Source organism: Micromonospora sp. NPDC023737, assembly GCF_040639715.1.
Classification (GTDB): Bacteria; Actinomycetota; Actinomycetes; order Mycobacteriales; family Micromonosporaceae; genus Micromonospora.
Genome location: NZ_JBFAAL010000034.1, coordinates 1 through 14,536, shown reverse-complemented (window position 1 = coordinate 14,536; position 14,536 = coordinate 1). Strand labels below are relative to the sequence as shown.

The following is a 14,536-nucleotide window of genomic DNA, read 5'->3' as shown; positions in this document are numbered from 1 at the left end:
TGCAGGTGTCGGCCTACCCGGACGCCTACGCCCAGTGGGAACAGCAGGCCGCCGACCTCGTCGGCCACTACTGGAACAGCTGACAACCACACAGCGCACGAGCATGAACCGCCGGCCGGCACCCCGAGAGGGTGCCGGCCAACGGCATGTCCAGACCCGGCCAACCCCCCCGGCCCGAGCCGAGCCACGGCGCAGCGGCGCGCCCCGAGGCGGACGCGGCGACACACCCACACACAGCCCGAGCCGAGCCAGAGAGCGGCGCAGCCAAGTCCGAGCGGACGCGGCGACGCACCCACCCACAGTCCGAGCCCGCCAGTCGCGCATCCACACACGGGCCGAGCCGAGCCAGGTAGCGGTGCCGGCCACGTCGGTCCGCGCGCCGAGCCGGGCCGGGCGGCGGTGCACACGGACTGAACCTGGCCGGGAGACAGCGGTCACCCACCCGCAGCCCGAGCCGCGAGCGGTGCGGCCACCCGCAGCCCGAGCCGGGCAGCGGTGCGGCCACCCGCAGCTCGAGCGGGGCAGCGGTGCGCCCACCTGCAGCCTCAGCCGGGCAGCGGTCCCACGCACCCACAGCCCGAGCTGAGCAGCGGTTGTGCGCCCACCCACCGCCCGAACCGAGCCGAGCCGACGGTGCGTCCGTACACGGGCGAGCCGAGCCACGCGACCGGCCCGGTGTTCAGCGTGCCGCGGGCCCTGACGGTGGGAGGGGACCGGGCGTCGAGGCGCAGGCTGGGGTACGCGGAGCAGGGGTCCGCGTACGGGCGGGGAAGGCGCTCGACGATGCGAGGGGGCAGCGTACAGTCGGGCGGTGAAGCGTACGGAATCATTGCCGGCAGAGACCCGGCCACCTGGCGTGGCTGCGGTCGATCCCGGCAGCGTGCTGTTGCCTGGTCACGACGTGCCGTTGGGTCGGTACACGACGGTACGGCGGCTGCTGCCGCAGCGGCAGAGGCGGATGGTCGGTGCCTGGTGCTTCGTCGACCACTTCGGGCCCGATGATGTGGCCGAGCGGCCCGGCATGGAGGTGCCGCCGCACCCGCACACCGGCCTGCAGACGGTGACCTGGCTGCTGGACGGCGAGATTCTGCACCGGGACAGCCTGGGTAGCGTCCAGCCGATCCGGCCTGGCCAGTTGAACGTGATGACCTCGGGTCACGGTATCGCGCACTCGGAACGGTCACCGGCGACGCACCCGCCGGTGATGCACGGCGTGCAGCTCTGGGTGGCGCTGCCGGACTCCGCGCGGGCCGGCGCGCCCGCCTTCGCCCACCACGCCGACCTGCCCCGTTGGCGCGACGGCGGGCTGGACGCGACCCTGCTGGTCGGCGAGATCGCGGGGGAGCGGTCGCCGGCGGTGGTGCACACCCCGCTCGTCGGTGCCCAGCTGGAGTTGACCAGTTCGGCGCCGACCGACATGCCGCTACGACCCGACTTCGAGTACGGGCTGCTGGCGATGTCCGGCGCCGCGGAGGTCGACGGCGTGTCCTTCGAACCGGGGGCACTGCTCTACCTCGGTGTGGGGCGCAACCAGTTCACGCTGCGCGGCACGCCCGGCAGCCAGTTGCTGTTGCTGGGCGGCGTGCCCTTCGAGGAACCTCTCGTGATGTGGTGGAACTTCGTCGGGCGTTCGCACGAGGAGGTGGCGGCCGCTCGTGAGGACTGGATGGCGGGTCGGCGCTTCGGCGTGGTCGCCGACGACCCCGCGCCGCCGCTGCCCGCCCCGGCGCTGCCGACCACCCGGCTCAAGGCTCGCGACCGCAGTGGCGCTCTGCACGGCTGACCCGGCGTCGCGGTGGTCCCGGTGGGATCGCCGTCAACCGGTTCGACCCGGCCGGAGTCCGTTCCGCGCCGTCGCCGACCGAGTGTGACCGGCGGCGGCGCGGGTAGTCGCATCCATGCCGATCTCCAGCATCGAGGACAAGAAGCGCCTGGTGCGCCGGCTCGCCGGCAGCGGACGTGGGTTCGCCGAACAGTACGGCTTCCAGGTCACCAACAATCCGTCCAGCCTCTTCCAACTGCTCTACCTGTCGGCGCTGCTGTCCCGGCGGGGGGACTTCCGGCGTGCGGTGGAGAGCGCCCAGGCGTTGCGGGAGGCCGGGTGGGACAGTGCCGCCCGGCTGGCCCGCTCGCTGCACGAGGACCGGGTGCGGGTGCTGCGTCAGGCCGGTCAGCGCGGTGACGTGGACGCTCTCGCCAGCACGCTGGGCGATCTCGCCCGTACCGTCGTCGACCGGTACCGGGGCGATCTGCGCCGGCTACGCGCGAAGGCGCAGTACGACCCGGGTCAGGAGCGGAAGCTGCTCACGGAGTTGCCCGGGGTGGATGACCAGGTGGTCGAGTTGTTCCTGCGGGAAGCGCAGGCGCTCTGGCGTGAGGTGGCTCCGGTGGCTGACCGGCGGGCGTTGGCCGCGGCACGTCGGCTCGGGCTCGGCCGCTCCGCCGGTGACCTGGCCGGGCTCGCCGGCGGCGGCGAGTCGGAGCGGCTCGCCTGGCTGGTGGGCGCGCTGGCCCGGGTCGACCTGGAGAAGCGTTACGCGGAGGTAATGAGCTGAAACGGCGACGTGGGCTGGCCCACAGTTGCAGCGTTATTGACCGTTCGGACGATGCGAACTGTATGATGATCGAGGCAGTCATGCCTTGCCCGGTTCGGGCGTAGGGACTGCGTGGTGGCCGCGGCCCGGTTCGGGCCGCCCGGCCACCAGGGCAGGCTCTGTGTGGCGCCCCAGGTCGCGGTTCGTGGCCCGGGGCGCCCGCCTGTTCCGAGGCGATCGGCGAAGCCCTTTCGTGCGGCATGCGTTGGACCGGACGGTCGGCCTCGTACGAAGCTCACCGTCCGGTCGTCCACCGCCCCCGTACCCGCCCTGTGACGGGCCCGGGCGCCGTCCGCTCAGATACCGCGCAGGTGCTGGGAGACGCGCGGGTGCCGGTCGCGGGCCTGCGCCGCTCGCTGCGACGCGCTGAGCTCGGGCGCGGCCTCGATTCCGGCGGACCGAGCCACCTCGTTGCCGTTGGCGTAGTCCACCGGCGGCAGCGCCCGCAGGGCCTTCAGCACGTCCGGCGGTGCTCCCTCCCGTTCGGCCTCCCGAATCACGTCGTCCTTCTCGGCCGGGTAGTCCAGGCTCGACAGGTACTGCAGGACGTCGGCGTAACTCGCCATGGCGTCGGCTCCTCGGGGCATCGATCCGGTCACGACCGGCGGCGGTTACCCGCCTGCCGGGCCGTCACGCCGACGGCGCCGGAAAATCGCCGAGCGGGGCGGGCGGGCCTCCTGCCGGTCCGGATCGGCCGGACGCGGACGAACCGCGAGCCGTCGAGCAGGCCGATGACCGGCAGTTCTGGGAGCGTTCCCGCGCCGTTTCCCGAACCGGTCAGGGGGTACCCGGAGGCTTCGACGTAGCCGGCGAGGAGCACGCGATGAACCACGACACCTTCATCGACCAGGTGGCACATCGGACAAAGGTGTCCTCCGAGCGCGCCGTCGCCCTGACGTCGGCCACCCTGGAGACGCTCGCCGAGCGGCTGACCGGGGGTGAGGTGTTGGACCTGGCGGCCCAGCTGCCCAAGCCGTTGCAGGTGGTGCTGAAGCCGGGTCCACGTATCGAGGCGGCCGACCGGTTCGGGGCGGGCGAGTTCATCGCCCGGGTCGCGCTGCGTGCCGGTGTCGACGAGGCCGCGGCTCGCGACGGCGTGCGGGCGGTCCTCACGACGCTGCGTGAGGCGATCACCGCGGGCGAGTTCGACGACGTGATGACCCAGCTGCCGCGGGACTACCGGGAGATGGTGGAGCCGGCCATGGCGCCCGGTTCCACGCTGCGCCGTAGCGGTTCCTGAGCTGCCACCGGACGACTGGGACGGGTCGATATCTCCGCGCGTCGATCCACGGCCGGCCGCCGGAATGCGGTTGACCTGGGCAACCATCGACACGCGACAACGCCCCCGGCTGGCGTGAGGCCGGTGCCTGACCTAACCTTGACACGCGAGGGGAGTACTTCCCACGAACCATTCCGGTCAGTACGGCGTGCCAGGCGCGCCTCGGGTGGTTGCCCACGGGAGTGGGTGAAGGAGACCTCGAACATGGCACGGTGTTCGAGGAGGCCCTATGTCCGAGCTGTCGTACCTGTCCGCTGCGGAGCTGTCGACGGTCGGCACCCCCACCCTCTGGGCGGTGACGATCGGTGGCGTGCTCGCGCTGCTGGTGCTCGACTTCCTCGTCACCCGCCGCCCGCACGAGGTCTCCCTGCGCGAGGCGTTCGCCTGGTCGGCGTTCTACATCGCTCTGCCGCTGGCCTTCGGCGCCTGGGTGTGGAACCGCTACGACTCCGAGCTCGGCGTCCAGTACCTCACCGGTTACCTGGTGGAGAAGTCGCTCTCCGTCGACAACCTGTTCGTCTTCATGCTGCTGCTCGCCGCGTTCGCGGTGCCCGCCGTGCTCGCCCAGCGGGTGCTTCTCTACGGCATCGCCGGCGCCCTGGTGCTGCGGGCGGTGTTCATCGCTCTCGGCGCGGCCGCGCTGGAGACACTCGACTTCGCCTTCCTGCTCTTCGCGATCATCCTCATCGCCACGGCGGTGAAGCTGCTGCGCGACGCCCTCACCGGGCACGAGCAGGAGGTGGACATCAACAAGATGCGCTCGGTCCGCCTGCTGCGGCGGTTCATGCCCGTCGTCGACGACTACCACGGCACTCGGATGACCGTACGCCAGGCCGGACGGCGCGCGCTCACACCGTTCGCGCTCGTGGTGGTGGCGGTGCTCGCCACCGACGTGGTCTTCGCGGTCGACTCGGTGCCGGCCGTCTACGGCATCACCGAGGACCCCTACCTGGTCTTCGCCACCAACGCGTTCGCACTGCTCGGCCTGCGCGCGCTCTACTTCGTGCTGCACGCCGCGCTCAGCCGACTGGTCCACCTCAGCTACGGCCTGGCGGTCATCCTGGCGTTCATCGGCGTCAAGCTCGGCCTGCACTGGGCGCACGGCGTCTGGGAGGGCGTGCCGCAGATCCCGACGCTGGCCTCGCTCGGCGTCATCATCGCCGTCCTCGCGATCGTCACGGTCACCAGCCTGCGCGCCACCCGCACCCAGGAGCCGGAGGAGCGCGAGGTGGTTGTCGAGCGTCGGTGACCAACCACGGTGGTCGGTGCCGTCGCCGGGTCACGCGGAAATCGTCACATCGTAGGGGGAACGGTCCCGCGCCAACCGGCACAGGTGGTACGACTGTCTGGTGGGAATCGTGTCGCCAGGCTTCGAGGGCCGGCCCCGCTCGTCGGAGCCGGCCCTACCTCCGGGGCAGTACCTGACCCAGGACTTTCCGGTGCTCTCGGCGGGGCCGACGCCGAAGGTGCCGTTGGACAGCTGGGAGTTCGTCATCACCACCGAGACCGGCGCCGAGTACCGCTGGTCCTGGTCGGAGCTGATGGCGCTGCCGCAGGAGACCCCGAAGGTGGACATCCACTGCGTCACCAGGTGGTCCAAGCTCGGCACCACCTGGCAGGGCGTCTCGGTGGACACGTTGCTCGACGGCATCGACACCGACGCCGCCTACGTGACGGCACACTCCTACGGCGGCTACACCACCAACCTTCCCCTCGACGACCTGCGCGGCGGACGGGCCTGGGTGGCGCACACCTTCGAGGGTGGGGACCTGCCGGCGGAGCACGGCGGGCCGGCCCGCCTGCTGGTGCCGCACCTCTACTTCTGGAAGTCCGCCAAGTGGGTACGCGGCCTGCGGCTGATGACCGCCGACCGGCCGGGATTCTGGGAGGCCGCCGGTTACCACGACTACGGCGACCCGTGGCGCGAGCAGCGGTACCAGGGTGACTGAGCGCGCCGCCGCGGTGCGCCCACCGGCGCGCGCTCCGCTGACCTGGCAGGTCGCCCGGCTGGTCGAACGTCGGGTGGAGACGCCGACCGCGCACACCATCGTGCTCGAGGTGCCCGGCTGGCCGGGGCACCTGCCGGGCCAGCACCTCGACGTCCGGCTCACCGCGGCCGACGGGTATCAGACCGCTCGCTCGTACTCGATCGCGGGGCCGGTGGTGGACGGCCCGGGCGGGCCGCGCATCGAGCTGACCGTGCAGCGGGTGCCCGACGGCGAAGTGTCGCCGTACCTCATCGACGTCTACGGCGAGGGCGACCCGGTGGAGGTACGCGGGCCCGTCGGCGGCTGGTTCGTGTGGCGTCCGGAGGAGACCGCGCCCGTCCTGCTGGTCGGCGGTGGCTCGGGGATCGTGCCGCTGATGGCGATGCTGCGGGCCCGCCGGGCAGCCGGCAGCCGGGTGCCGTTCCGGTTGCTCTACTCCGTACGCACGCCGGACGACGTCATCTACGCCGACGAGCTGCGCCGGCGCGGCCGGGACGACCTCGGCCTGGACGTGGCGTACGTGTACACCCGCAAAGCGCCGGACGGCTGGCGGGGCGACCCGCACCGTATCGGGCTGGCCGACGTCAACAATCACGGCTGGCCGCCCGGCCTGGAGCCGGTGAACTACGTCTGCGGCCCGACCGGGTTCGTGGAGACCGTGGCCGACCTGCTCGTCGGCTTGGGGCACCAGACGCGGCGCGTGAAGACCGAACGGTTCGGGCCGACCGGCTGACCGGCGAGGAGACACCGATGACCGACATGTCCTACCTGGACGGCAACATGATCGACGGGCCGCTGCGCGAGCTGTTCGCCGTCGATCTGAGCGGGGCCACGGGGCGGTGCGAGAACTGTGGCATGGTCGGCCCGATGGGCACCATGCGCGTCTACAGCCACGCGCCGGGGCTGATCGGGCGCTGCCCGAGCTGCGCCCAGGTCATGCTCCGGTTCGTCCGCTCGCCCAACTGGGCCCGGCTCGACATGCGCGGATTGACGTTCCTGCAGGTGCCCATGCCGCTCGACCAGCCGCATCCCGGTCCCATGTGATCCGCCCCGGCACGATCGTCGGTGGCGACGGGCGACCCGGTCGGTCGCGTGCCGTCCGGCCCCACGCCGCCACGCGGGCGGAGACGTCGGTCACACCGGTGCGGAATGCGATGGACGCCGTGGCGGCGGCTCGTCAGAGTGATCCGCCGTGAGGTATCTGCGTACCGACGGACGCGTCGGCATCCGCCGCCCCCGACCAGCCGACGAGGACGAGTTCATCGCCGCGGCCCGGCGCAGCCGAGAGTTGCACCACCCCTGGCTCGCCGCCCCGGACACGCCTGAGGACTACGCGGCGTACCTGCGTAAGAACCGCCGGCGGGAGAACGACGGGTACCTGATCTGTGACCGGGGCAGCGGCGCGATCGCCGGGTACGCGAACATCAGCGGCATCGTGTTGGGCGCGTTGCGCGGCGGCTACCTGGGCTACGCCGCGTTTCTGCCGTACCGCGGCACGGGGCACGCGTCGGCCGGTGTCCGGCTGGTGATCGAGCACGCGTTCACGGTGCTCGGCCTGCACCGGCTCGAGGCGAACATCCAGCCGGGCAACGAGGCGTCCAGGCGGTTGGCCCGTGGGCTGGGCTTCCGGCTGGAAGGCTTCTCGCCGGACTACCTGTTCGTCGACAGGGCGTGGCGTGACCACGAGCGTTGGGCGATCACCGCGAAGTCCTGAGCCGTCACCGTGCGTGGCTTCGGTGACCTCCCACCGTCGGTGCCGCGCCGGCCGGGACCCGGCCGGCGTCTGCTCGGCCGGCCGGGTCGTACGCGCCGCCCGGCTCAGCGGCCGGGACCGCGTGTCTCCTTCGCCTGACCGCCGAGGCGTTCGATGCGGCCCTGCTTCTGCTCGACCCGCCGCCGCTGTCGTGCCGTGAGCTGCTTGCGCCCGCTCTGCCGCAGGTAGATCGGCTGCCGCTGGTCGTTGGACATCGGCATGCTCATCACGCTGCCTCCTCCCGCGACGACCGTCGCACGGGCCCGGGTGAGCCGGCCTCACCCGGAGAGGGTGAGGCCGGCTCACCGACGGGTCGTCTCAGCTGCCCGGGCGGGGGAAGGCCACCGGGCTGCGCAGGCCGGAGCGGCCCACCGCCCGTACGCCGAAGAAGACGTTGTCCTTGGACAGATCGACCGTGACCTGCGTGACGTCACCGACCGGAATCACCTTCTGCCACTCCGCGGCCGTGGTCTCGCGCCAGAGCACCTCGTAGCCGGCCAGGTCGGGCTCGGTGCCACGCTGCCAGCGCAGGGTGGTGTTGTTGGTCAGGTCGGTGGTGACGATGATCGCCCCCTTCGGGGTGCCGGGCGCCTGCGCGAGCGACCAGAGCGCCGCGCCGTTCACCCGGGCCACCCGGCTGATGTAGCCGAAGTCGCAGAACTCCGGCAGGTCGCCGTACTGCTTGCCGTCCACCGTCCGCACGTCCTGGTGCTGGTGGGCGAAGTCCTCGTGCGGCTCGGTAAACCGGCCCGCCGGCCAGCCCTGCTCGAGGAACGAGATGTGGTCGCTGCCCCGCAGGTAGCGGTCCCGGCGATAGATCACCCGGACGTCCATGCCGGTCGCGCCGTTGTCGGCGACGTCCTTGACGAAGCGGGCGAGCTGCCGTGACGGTGAGTCGTTCTCCCCGCCGACCGACCTTCGGGTGTTCGCCTCCCCGGGGGTCTCCGCGGTCGGCACGCCCTCGGCGAAGAGTCGTACGACGCGCGGGTCGCGGGTGCCGTCGTCGGCCGTGCTGCTGCCCACGATGTCGTTGCTGAACATGCCCTGGATGTCGGCGCCGGCGGCCTTGAGCTGTTGGGCCAGGTGGGCGGAGCCGTAGAGGCCCTGCTCCTCGGCGGCCACCGCCGCGAAGACGATGGTCGCCGCCGTGGGGCGGGTGGCCATCAACCGGGCCAGCTCCATGACCACCGCCACGCCGGACGCGTCGTCGTCCGCGCCGGGCGCGTCGCTCACCGCGTCCATCACGTTCGTGGCCCGGGAGTCGTAGTGGCCGGTCACCACGTACGTCCGGTTCGGCGACGTCTCCCCGCGCAGGGTCGCCACCACGTTGGTGATCCGGGTGGGCACCGGGATCCGGGACGCCGGCTGCTGGACGTACGACTGGAGTTCGACGGTCATCCGGCCACCGGAGGCGGCCGCGTACTCCCGCATCCGGTCGTAGATCCAGTCCCGGGCCGCCCCGATGCCGCGCTCGGGGTCGTCCTGCGCCGAGAGGGTGTGCCGGGTGCCGAACGCGGCCAACCGGCGGACGATCGCCTCGATCCGGTGCTGGTCGACGGCGCGCAGCAGCTCACGCAGCTCGCGGTCCGGGGACTGCGGCCGCACCGGTTGGCCGGGGCCGGGCGTCTTGCCGTCGCCGGCGGCGGCGCGGGCCGGCTCGGTGAGCGCGGGTACGGCCACGGCTGCGGCGGTGGCGGCGGTGGCGGCGGACAGGAGGGTGCGGCGGGTGGGCCTCGTGGACCGGACGCCGCTGTCGTAATTTCCCATGACCGCATCCTCGCCATCGATGGTGGTCCCTGTCCAGATCGTCGAGCATGAATGTGATCGGGTTCCGGCGGAGTCCCGTCCGACCTACCCGACTGAGGCCACGTTTGTCCGGCGTGTCCGCGGGAACGTGATCGCAATGACGAAGCCTCGTGTGGTGATCGTGGGGGCCGGGTTCGCCGGTTACCACGCGGCGAAGACGTTGAGCCGACTGGCCGGCAGCCGGGCCGAGATCGTGCTGCTGAACTCGACGGACTACTTCCTCTACCTGCCGCTGCTGCCCGAGGTCGCGGCCGGCGTGGTGGAGCCAACCCGGGTCGCGGTGCCACTGACCGGCACCCTCGACGGGGTCCGGGTCGTGATCGGCGAGGCCGACGAGGTGGACCTGCAGAACCGCTGGGTGGGCTTCACCCAGCCGGAAGGGGATCGCAACCGCGTCGCGTACGACCGGCTGGTGCTCGCCGTCGGCAGCGTCAACAAGCTGCTGCCGATCCCCGGGGTGACCGAGTACGCGCACGGCTTCCGGGGTCTGCCCGAGGCGCTCTACCTGCACGACCACGTGGTCCGGCAGATCGAGTTGGCCGAGCAGGCCGAGGATCCGGCCGAGCAGCAGGCTCGGGCGACCTTCGTGGTGGTCGGCGCCGGCTACACCGGGACCGAGGTGGCCGCGCACGGACAGCTCTTCACCGACGCGCTGCACGCCCAGCGTCCACGGCTCACCCAGCGCCCCAGGTGGATGCTGCTCGACGTGGCGCCGCGGGTGCTCCCGGAGATGGACAAGCGGATGTCGGCGACCGCGCACCGGGTGCTCGAACGCCGGGGCGTCGACGTGCGGATGGGCACCTCGGTGGCCGAGGCGACCGCGGACGGGGTGAAGCTCACCGACGGCGAGTACGTGCCGACGTGCACGTTGGTCTGGTGCGTCGGGGTCCGCCCGGACCCGTTCGTCGCCGAGCTGGGACTGCGGACCGACCGGGGGCGGCTGGTCACCGACGAGTTCCTCAACGTCCCCGGCTTCCCGGAGGTGTACGCCTGCGGCGACGCGGCGGCCGTGCCCGACCTGACCCGGCCGGGGCAGATCTGCGCGATGACGGCGCAGCACGCCCAGCGCCAGGGGAAGCTGGCCGCGCACAACATCGCCGCCTCCTACGGGCACGGGAAACGCCGGCCGTACCGGCACCACGACCTCGGCTGGGTGGTCGACCTGGGCGGCAAGGACGCCGCGGCGAACCCGCTGAAGGTCAACCTGGGCGGCCTGCCGGCGAAGACGGTCACCCGCGGCTACCACCTGCTGGCGATGCCCGCGAACCGCACCCGGATCACCGCGGACTGGCTGCTCGACGCGACCCTGCCCCGCCCGGCGGTGCAGCTCGGCCTGATCCCGGCGAACGCCGTGCCGCTGGAGAGCACCACCCCTGAAGTCCCCGCCCGCCGCCCCTGACCGCGACGCGAGCCGGCGCCACACGCTTTCACGGAAAGAGTGCCCATCCACGCCAGGATGGGCACCCTTTCCGTGAGTGGGCCGATGCGTGGCGGGGGTCAGGGGGTGGGTGGTGGTGGGGTACGGCGTCGTGGGGCGTACTCGCGCAGCAGGATCCGCACGATGCCCGCGGCGGGAATGGCGAGCAGGGCCCCGACGAGCCCGGCCAGTTCGGCAGCCAGCAGGACGCTGATGAGCACGGTCAGTGGGTCCAGCCGTACCGACCGGGACAGGATGACCGGCTGCAGCAGGTGGTTCTCGATCTGCTGGTAGATCACGAAGAAGACCAGCACGACGATGCCGGCCGTCGTCGAGTGCAGGAACGACGCGCCGATCGCGATGATCGCACCGATCGTGGCGCCGACCAGGGGGATCAGGTCGGCGACCGCCACCAGCAGGGCGATCACCGCGGCGAACGGCACGCCGGTCAGCAGCAGCACCAGGAACGTCAGCAGGCCGCAGATCAGGCTGATCAGCAGATTGCCGGTGAGGTAGCCGGTGACGGTCCGCGAGATCTCCCGGCCGACCCGCCGCCACCGCTCGCCCCGCGCCTCACCGGCCCTCGCCAACGCCGCACTCGTCATCCTCGGTGCCTCCAGGACCATGAGGTACGCGAGGACGATGACGGTGGTCAGCCCGAACACCCCTTCCGCGACACTGCGCAGGACCCCCACCGCGGGCTGGCGCAGCCGTTCGCCGTACTGGCGGATCTGGTCGGAGTGGTTGGCCAGGTAGTCGCGCAGCCCGATCCGGTCCATCAGCCGGCCCACCGGGCCCTGCCCGGCACGCGCCTCGCGCAGCAGTTCGGGCGCCCGCTCGGTGAACCGGACCAGGTCGTCGATGAGCGGCACCACGATCAGCGCGGCCAGCGCGGCGAGCACCACGAAGGTGATCGCGAAGACGAGCAGCGTGGCCAGCGCACGCCGCCGGATCAGCCGGCGCTGCACCAGGTCGACCAGGGGCTTGAGCGCTACCGCGAAGAAGGCCGCCACGACGGTCCAGATCAGTATCCGGCTGGTGGCGCGTAGGAACGCCAGCACGAGCAGGGTGGCCAGCACCAACCCGATGACGACCAACGCCCGTCTGGCCGTCCTCCGGTCGTCGGCGTCCCTCATCCGGCGCGGCTACCCGAGCCGGGGGCCCGGAAACCGGCGCTCAGCCGTCGGTGGCGGGCCTGGCCCCTGCGACGAAGGTGTCGAGCGCGGCGCCGTACAGGATGTTGCCCGGTACGGGGTCCCGGACGGCGGCGGCGTAGAGCCGGGCCACCGGCAACCGGCCGGGGCGCGCAGCGGCGGCGATCACCAGGTTGCCGTACCGGCGGCCACGCAGCATCCGGCGGTCGGCGATCAAACACACGTCCGGGAAGACCGCACGCAGTGTGGCGACCTGCACCCGGGTGGCCACCAGCGGCGGCAGGTCGGTGACGTTGACCAGGTAGACGCCGTCGGGACGCAGCGTCCGGGCCACCTCGGTGACGAACTCGACGGTGCGCACGTGCTCCGGCATCCGGGCTGCCCGGTAGATGTCGGCGAGCACCAGGTCGTAGCGGGCGGGCGCCTCGGCGGTGACCGCGACGCGCGCGTCGTCGATCCGTACCCGCACCTCGGGCGGCAGGGCCGGCAGTTCCCGGGTGACCAGCTCGACCACCGCCGGGTCCCGTTCGATCACCAGCTGGGCCGACCCGGGCCGGGTGGCCGCGAGGTACCGGGGGAGGGTGAGTGCGCCACCGCCGAGGTGCAGTACGGAGAGCGCGGTGCCGGCGGGAGCCGCGAGGTCCGCCACGGCGGCCATCCGGCGGACGTACTCGAAGTGCAGGTGGCGAGGGTCGTGGACGTCGACGTACGACTGCTCGACGCCTGCCGCGAGCAGCAGGCGTCCGGTTGGCCGTGCCGGGTCGGTGACCAGCTCCAGCCGGTCGGCGGCGCGGTCCATGCCCGGCACCGTAGCCGACGCCCGAACCATCGGGGGCGGCGGGACCGGCGGACCACGATCGGCCCGCCGGTCCCCGCCGTCAGCCGTTGGCCATCCCGGCTCCCGCCTCGTCGATGGCGGCGTCGACCTGCCGGGCGAGATCCACGTCCTGCGCGGTCACCGCGCCCGCCCGCGTGGACCGGACGGTCAGCACGGCCGCGGTCGGGCCGGGCCGGGCGATCGTCGGCGCACGTCCGTTCTCCTGCTGGAGCAGCTCGATGCGGTCGAGCACCCGGTCGAGGTTGTCGGCCGGTAGGGCCACCACCCGGTGCAGCCCCTCGCTGCCGCCGGACCAGTACGGCAGACCGTCGAGCACCGCCGTGAGTTCCGCCTCGGTGAGCGGGGCGGTGGAGGTGTTGGCGCCCACCACACCACCGCCGACCGGTGTCGGCTCCAGCAGCTCCCGCAGGCCGTCCGGGACGTGCAACGACTCGACGAGGTCACCGTCGGCGTCCGCGAGCGCGGCCAACGTCGCCTCGGCCTGGTAGCGGGCCTCTTCCGGGGTGTTGCCGCTGATCCGTCCCACCTCGGCGAGGAAGCCGGACACGTCGCGGCGTTGCTTGATCCCGTCCACCGGCAGCACATCGCGCAGCGACGTGGGCACGGCCGCGAGCAGGCGGCGTCGTTCCGCCTCGTCGAGCGCGAACGCCAGTACCAGCACGGTCGCCTCGGCGCCGACCTTGGCCGTACGGAAGTCGACACCGGCTCGGCGCCGTACGTCGTCGACGAGGGCGTGGTAGCCCATCGTCGTCGTAGCGCCCGTGTTCACACCCGGCGCCACCCGCGGCCGGGGGTTGGTCGGCACACCGGCCGGGGGCGGGGACGGTCCGCCCCGGGTGCTGTCCGGCTTGTGCCGGACACCGGCGGGCGGCGGCCCGACGCGCTTGCCCCGGTCGAGGCTGGTGAGCTGCTTGGAGGCGCTCAGGCTGGCGCCCGTCTCGCTCGGCTGGCGGCCCTGCTCCCGAGCCTGCCGCGCGAGGGTTCGGCGGCGCTGGTTGTCGCCCTCCATCTGCTTGCGCATGGTGACGCCCCTTCCGCTGGGGATCGTGGTTCCGCCGGTCGCCTTCCCGCGGTCGCCGACCACGAAACGGACGCCACCGGCCCGGGGCGGCCGTCGCAGGCGGCGGCTTCATCCGGGCGGGGTGAGGGGCGCTCACCCGCCCGGGCCGCACGATCAAGCCAGGACCGGAGTTCTTCCGAGGAACGCGGAAGGGAAGGTCGTCATGAAGCGGATCGTCGAGATCGTCCCGGCCCGGCCGGGTTGGTACGCCCGCTGGCAGATCGCACCCGAAGCCACCCGCTGCTACCCGGTGAGCCTGTGGGCCCTGCTGGAAGAGGCCGACGGCACCGGCCGGGAGGTCATCGGGGTCGACTGCATCGGCCAGTGGCCGGGTGCGGACGACAACGAGGCGGGCGCGGAGTTCGTCCGCTACCTGTTCCAGACGCCCGATTCCGGCCCACCCGAGGACGCCGAGCCGCCGCCTCAGGCGGCCGAGCAGCGTACCGGGGGGCCGCGGCTGCAACCCGTCACCGCGACCTGAAGACCCTCCTCCGGCCCCTGACCCTTGGTCCCAGGGTCGGGGGCCACCCCGCGCGCCGGGCCGCCCCGCCACCGGGGCGGCCCCGCGCCCGGGTTGCCGAGTCGGTGCCGCGGTGCGGCTCGCGGGGCGGCGGTGGGCGGGGGGCGGCCGCGCTCCGGCCGGCGCA

At 72.6% G+C, this 14,536-nt stretch carries 16 protein-coding genes; 10 read left to right on the top strand and 6 right to left on the bottom strand.

The genetic code is table 11. The features are described from left to right. Positions 1-811 precede the first annotated feature (811 nt). Complete coding sequence (locus AB0F98_RS31515) at positions 812-1,783, top strand: pirin family protein (protein WP_357743150.1); 972 nt, start codon at positions 812-814, stop codon at positions 1,781-1,783. 115 nt (positions 1,784-1,898) lie between these two features. Next, positions 1,899-2,555, top strand: a complete 657-nt coding sequence (locus tag AB0F98_RS31510; RefSeq protein ID WP_357743147.1) for a hypothetical protein — start codon at positions 1,899-1,901, stop codon at positions 2,553-2,555. A 335-nt stretch (positions 2,556-2,890) separates the two neighbouring features. On the opposite strand, the gene AB0F98_RS31505 is transcribed toward AB0F98_RS31510, so the two are convergent. Continuing rightward, on the bottom strand, positions 2,891-3,160 hold the full coding sequence (locus AB0F98_RS31505) for a DUF2795 domain-containing protein (RefSeq protein WP_076473096.1): 270 nt from the start codon (positions 3,158-3,160) through the stop codon (positions 2,891-2,893). 257 nt (positions 3,161-3,417) lie between these two features. Between AB0F98_RS31505 and AB0F98_RS31500 the strand changes: the two genes are divergently transcribed. The 6 genes from AB0F98_RS31500 to AB0F98_RS31475 all read left to right on the top strand — a co-directional run bounded on the left by AB0F98_RS31500 (position 3,418) and on the right by AB0F98_RS31475 (position 7,575). Then, positions 3,418-3,834, top strand: a complete 417-nt coding sequence (locus AB0F98_RS31500; RefSeq protein WP_357743143.1) for a DUF2267 domain-containing protein — start codon at positions 3,418-3,420, stop codon at positions 3,832-3,834. Between the two features lie 268 nt (positions 3,835-4,102). Then, positions 4,103-5,122, top strand: a complete 1,020-nt coding sequence (locus AB0F98_RS31495) for a TerC/Alx family metal homeostasis membrane protein (protein ID WP_357743140.1) — start codon at positions 4,103-4,105, stop codon at positions 5,120-5,122. Between the two features lie 109 nt (positions 5,123-5,231). After that, the gene (locus tag AB0F98_RS31490) at positions 5,232-5,822 is read left to right on the top strand and encodes a sulfite oxidase-like oxidoreductase (RefSeq protein ID WP_357743138.1); all 591 of its coding nucleotides are present in this window, start codon (positions 5,232-5,234) and stop codon (positions 5,820-5,822) included. Positions 5,823-5,835: 13 nt separating this feature from the next. Continuing rightward, on the top strand, positions 5,836-6,594 hold the full coding sequence (locus AB0F98_RS31485) for a ferredoxin reductase (RefSeq protein ID WP_357743153.1): 759 nt from the start codon (positions 5,836-5,838) through the stop codon (positions 6,592-6,594). A 17-nt stretch (positions 6,595-6,611) separates the two neighbouring features. Beyond that, positions 6,612-6,905: a DUF6510 family protein gene (locus tag AB0F98_RS31480; protein WP_357743135.1), complete on the top strand. Its 294-nt coding sequence runs from the start codon at positions 6,612-6,614 to the stop codon at positions 6,903-6,905. 148 nt (positions 6,906-7,053) lie between these two features. Then, positions 7,054-7,575 carry a GNAT family N-acetyltransferase gene (locus AB0F98_RS31475; protein ID WP_357743133.1) on the top strand — a complete coding sequence of 174 codons (522 nt, stop codon included), beginning with the start codon at positions 7,054-7,056 and terminating at the stop codon, positions 7,573-7,575. A 104-nt stretch (positions 7,576-7,679) separates the two neighbouring features. Here AB0F98_RS31475 and AB0F98_RS31470 read toward each other — a convergent pair whose 3' ends face one another. Both AB0F98_RS31470 and AB0F98_RS31465 read right to left on the bottom strand, forming a co-directional pair. After that, entirely contained in the window at positions 7,680-7,841 is a 162-nt protein-coding gene (locus AB0F98_RS31470) for a hypothetical protein (protein ID WP_175649288.1), read from the bottom strand. Positions 7,842-7,932: 91 nt separating this feature from the next. After that, positions 7,933-9,381 (bottom strand): M20/M25/M40 family metallo-hydrolase, encoded by a 1,449-nt coding sequence (locus AB0F98_RS31465; RefSeq protein WP_357743130.1) that lies wholly within the window; start codon positions 9,379-9,381, stop codon positions 7,933-7,935. Positions 9,382-9,517: 136 nt separating this feature from the next. Here AB0F98_RS31465 and AB0F98_RS31460 point away from each other — a divergent pair, with 136 nt between their 5' ends. After that, the gene (locus tag AB0F98_RS31460) at positions 9,518-10,819 is read left to right on the top strand and encodes an NAD(P)/FAD-dependent oxidoreductase (protein ID WP_357743127.1); all 1,302 of its coding nucleotides are present in this window, start codon (positions 9,518-9,520) and stop codon (positions 10,817-10,819) included. A 98-nt stretch (positions 10,820-10,917) separates the two neighbouring features. Here AB0F98_RS31460 and AB0F98_RS31455 read toward each other — a convergent pair whose 3' ends face one another. The 3 genes from AB0F98_RS31455 to AB0F98_RS31445 all read right to left on the bottom strand — a co-directional run bounded on the left by AB0F98_RS31455 (position 10,918) and on the right by AB0F98_RS31445 (position 13,850). Next, positions 10,918-11,973 carry an AI-2E family transporter gene (locus tag AB0F98_RS31455; protein ID WP_357743124.1) on the bottom strand — a complete coding sequence of 352 codons (1,056 nt, stop codon included), beginning with the start codon at positions 11,971-11,973 and terminating at the stop codon, positions 10,918-10,920. A 40-nt stretch (positions 11,974-12,013) separates the two neighbouring features. Continuing rightward, entirely contained in the window at positions 12,014-12,790 is a 777-nt protein-coding gene (locus tag AB0F98_RS31450) for a fused MFS/spermidine synthase (protein ID WP_357743121.1), read from the bottom strand. A gap of 79 nt (positions 12,791-12,869) precedes the next feature. Beyond that, on the bottom strand, positions 12,870-13,850 hold the full coding sequence (locus AB0F98_RS31445; RefSeq protein ID WP_357743118.1) for a DUF2267 domain-containing protein: 981 nt from the start codon (positions 13,848-13,850) through the stop codon (positions 12,870-12,872). Positions 13,851-14,052: 202 nt separating this feature from the next. Between AB0F98_RS31445 and AB0F98_RS31440 the strand changes: the two genes are divergently transcribed. Beyond that, positions 14,053-14,370, top strand: a complete 318-nt coding sequence (locus tag AB0F98_RS31440) for a hypothetical protein (RefSeq protein ID WP_357743115.1) — start codon at positions 14,053-14,055, stop codon at positions 14,368-14,370. The last annotated feature ends 166 nt before the right edge of the window (positions 14,371-14,536 follow it).

What these genes read in the sequence shown, in the direction of transcription:
- AB0F98_RS31510 (WP_357743147.1), top strand. Translation starts at nt 1,899, where the DNA reads ATGCCGATCTCCAGCATCGAGGACAAGAAGCGCCTGGTGCGCCGGCTC.
- AB0F98_RS31505 (WP_076473096.1), bottom strand. Translation starts at nt 3,160, where the DNA reads ATGGCGAGTTACGCCGACGTCCTGCAGTACCTGTCGAGCCTGGACTAC.
- AB0F98_RS31500 (WP_357743143.1), top strand. Translation starts at nt 3,418, where the DNA reads ATGAACCACGACACCTTCATCGACCAGGTGGCACATCGGACAAAGGTG.
- AB0F98_RS31495 (WP_357743140.1), top strand. Translation starts at nt 4,103, where the DNA reads ATGTCCGAGCTGTCGTACCTGTCCGCTGCGGAGCTGTCGACGGTCGGC.
- AB0F98_RS31480 (WP_357743135.1), top strand. Translation starts at nt 6,612, where the DNA reads ATGACCGACATGTCCTACCTGGACGGCAACATGATCGACGGGCCGCTG.
- AB0F98_RS31470 (WP_175649288.1), bottom strand. Translation starts at nt 7,841, where the DNA reads ATGAGCATGCCGATGTCCAACGACCAGCGGCAGCCGATCTACCTGCGG.
- AB0F98_RS31465 (WP_357743130.1), bottom strand. Translation starts at nt 9,381, where the DNA reads ATGGGAAATTACGACAGCGGCGTCCGGTCCACGAGGCCCACCCGCCGC.
- AB0F98_RS31460 (WP_357743127.1), top strand. Translation starts at nt 9,518, where the DNA reads ATGACGAAGCCTCGTGTGGTGATCGTGGGGGCCGGGTTCGCCGGTTAC.
- AB0F98_RS31455 (WP_357743124.1), bottom strand. Translation starts at nt 11,973, where the DNA reads ATGAGGGACGCCGACGACCGGAGGACGGCCAGACGGGCGTTGGTCGTC.
- AB0F98_RS31450 (WP_357743121.1), bottom strand. Translation starts at nt 12,790, where the DNA reads ATGGACCGCGCCGCCGACCGGCTGGAGCTGGTCACCGACCCGGCACGG.
- AB0F98_RS31445 (WP_357743118.1), bottom strand. Translation starts at nt 13,850, where the DNA reads ATGCGCAAGCAGATGGAGGGCGACAACCAGCGCCGCCGAACCCTCGCG.
- AB0F98_RS31440 (WP_357743115.1), top strand. Translation starts at nt 14,053, where the DNA reads ATGAAGCGGATCGTCGAGATCGTCCCGGCCCGGCCGGGTTGGTACGCC.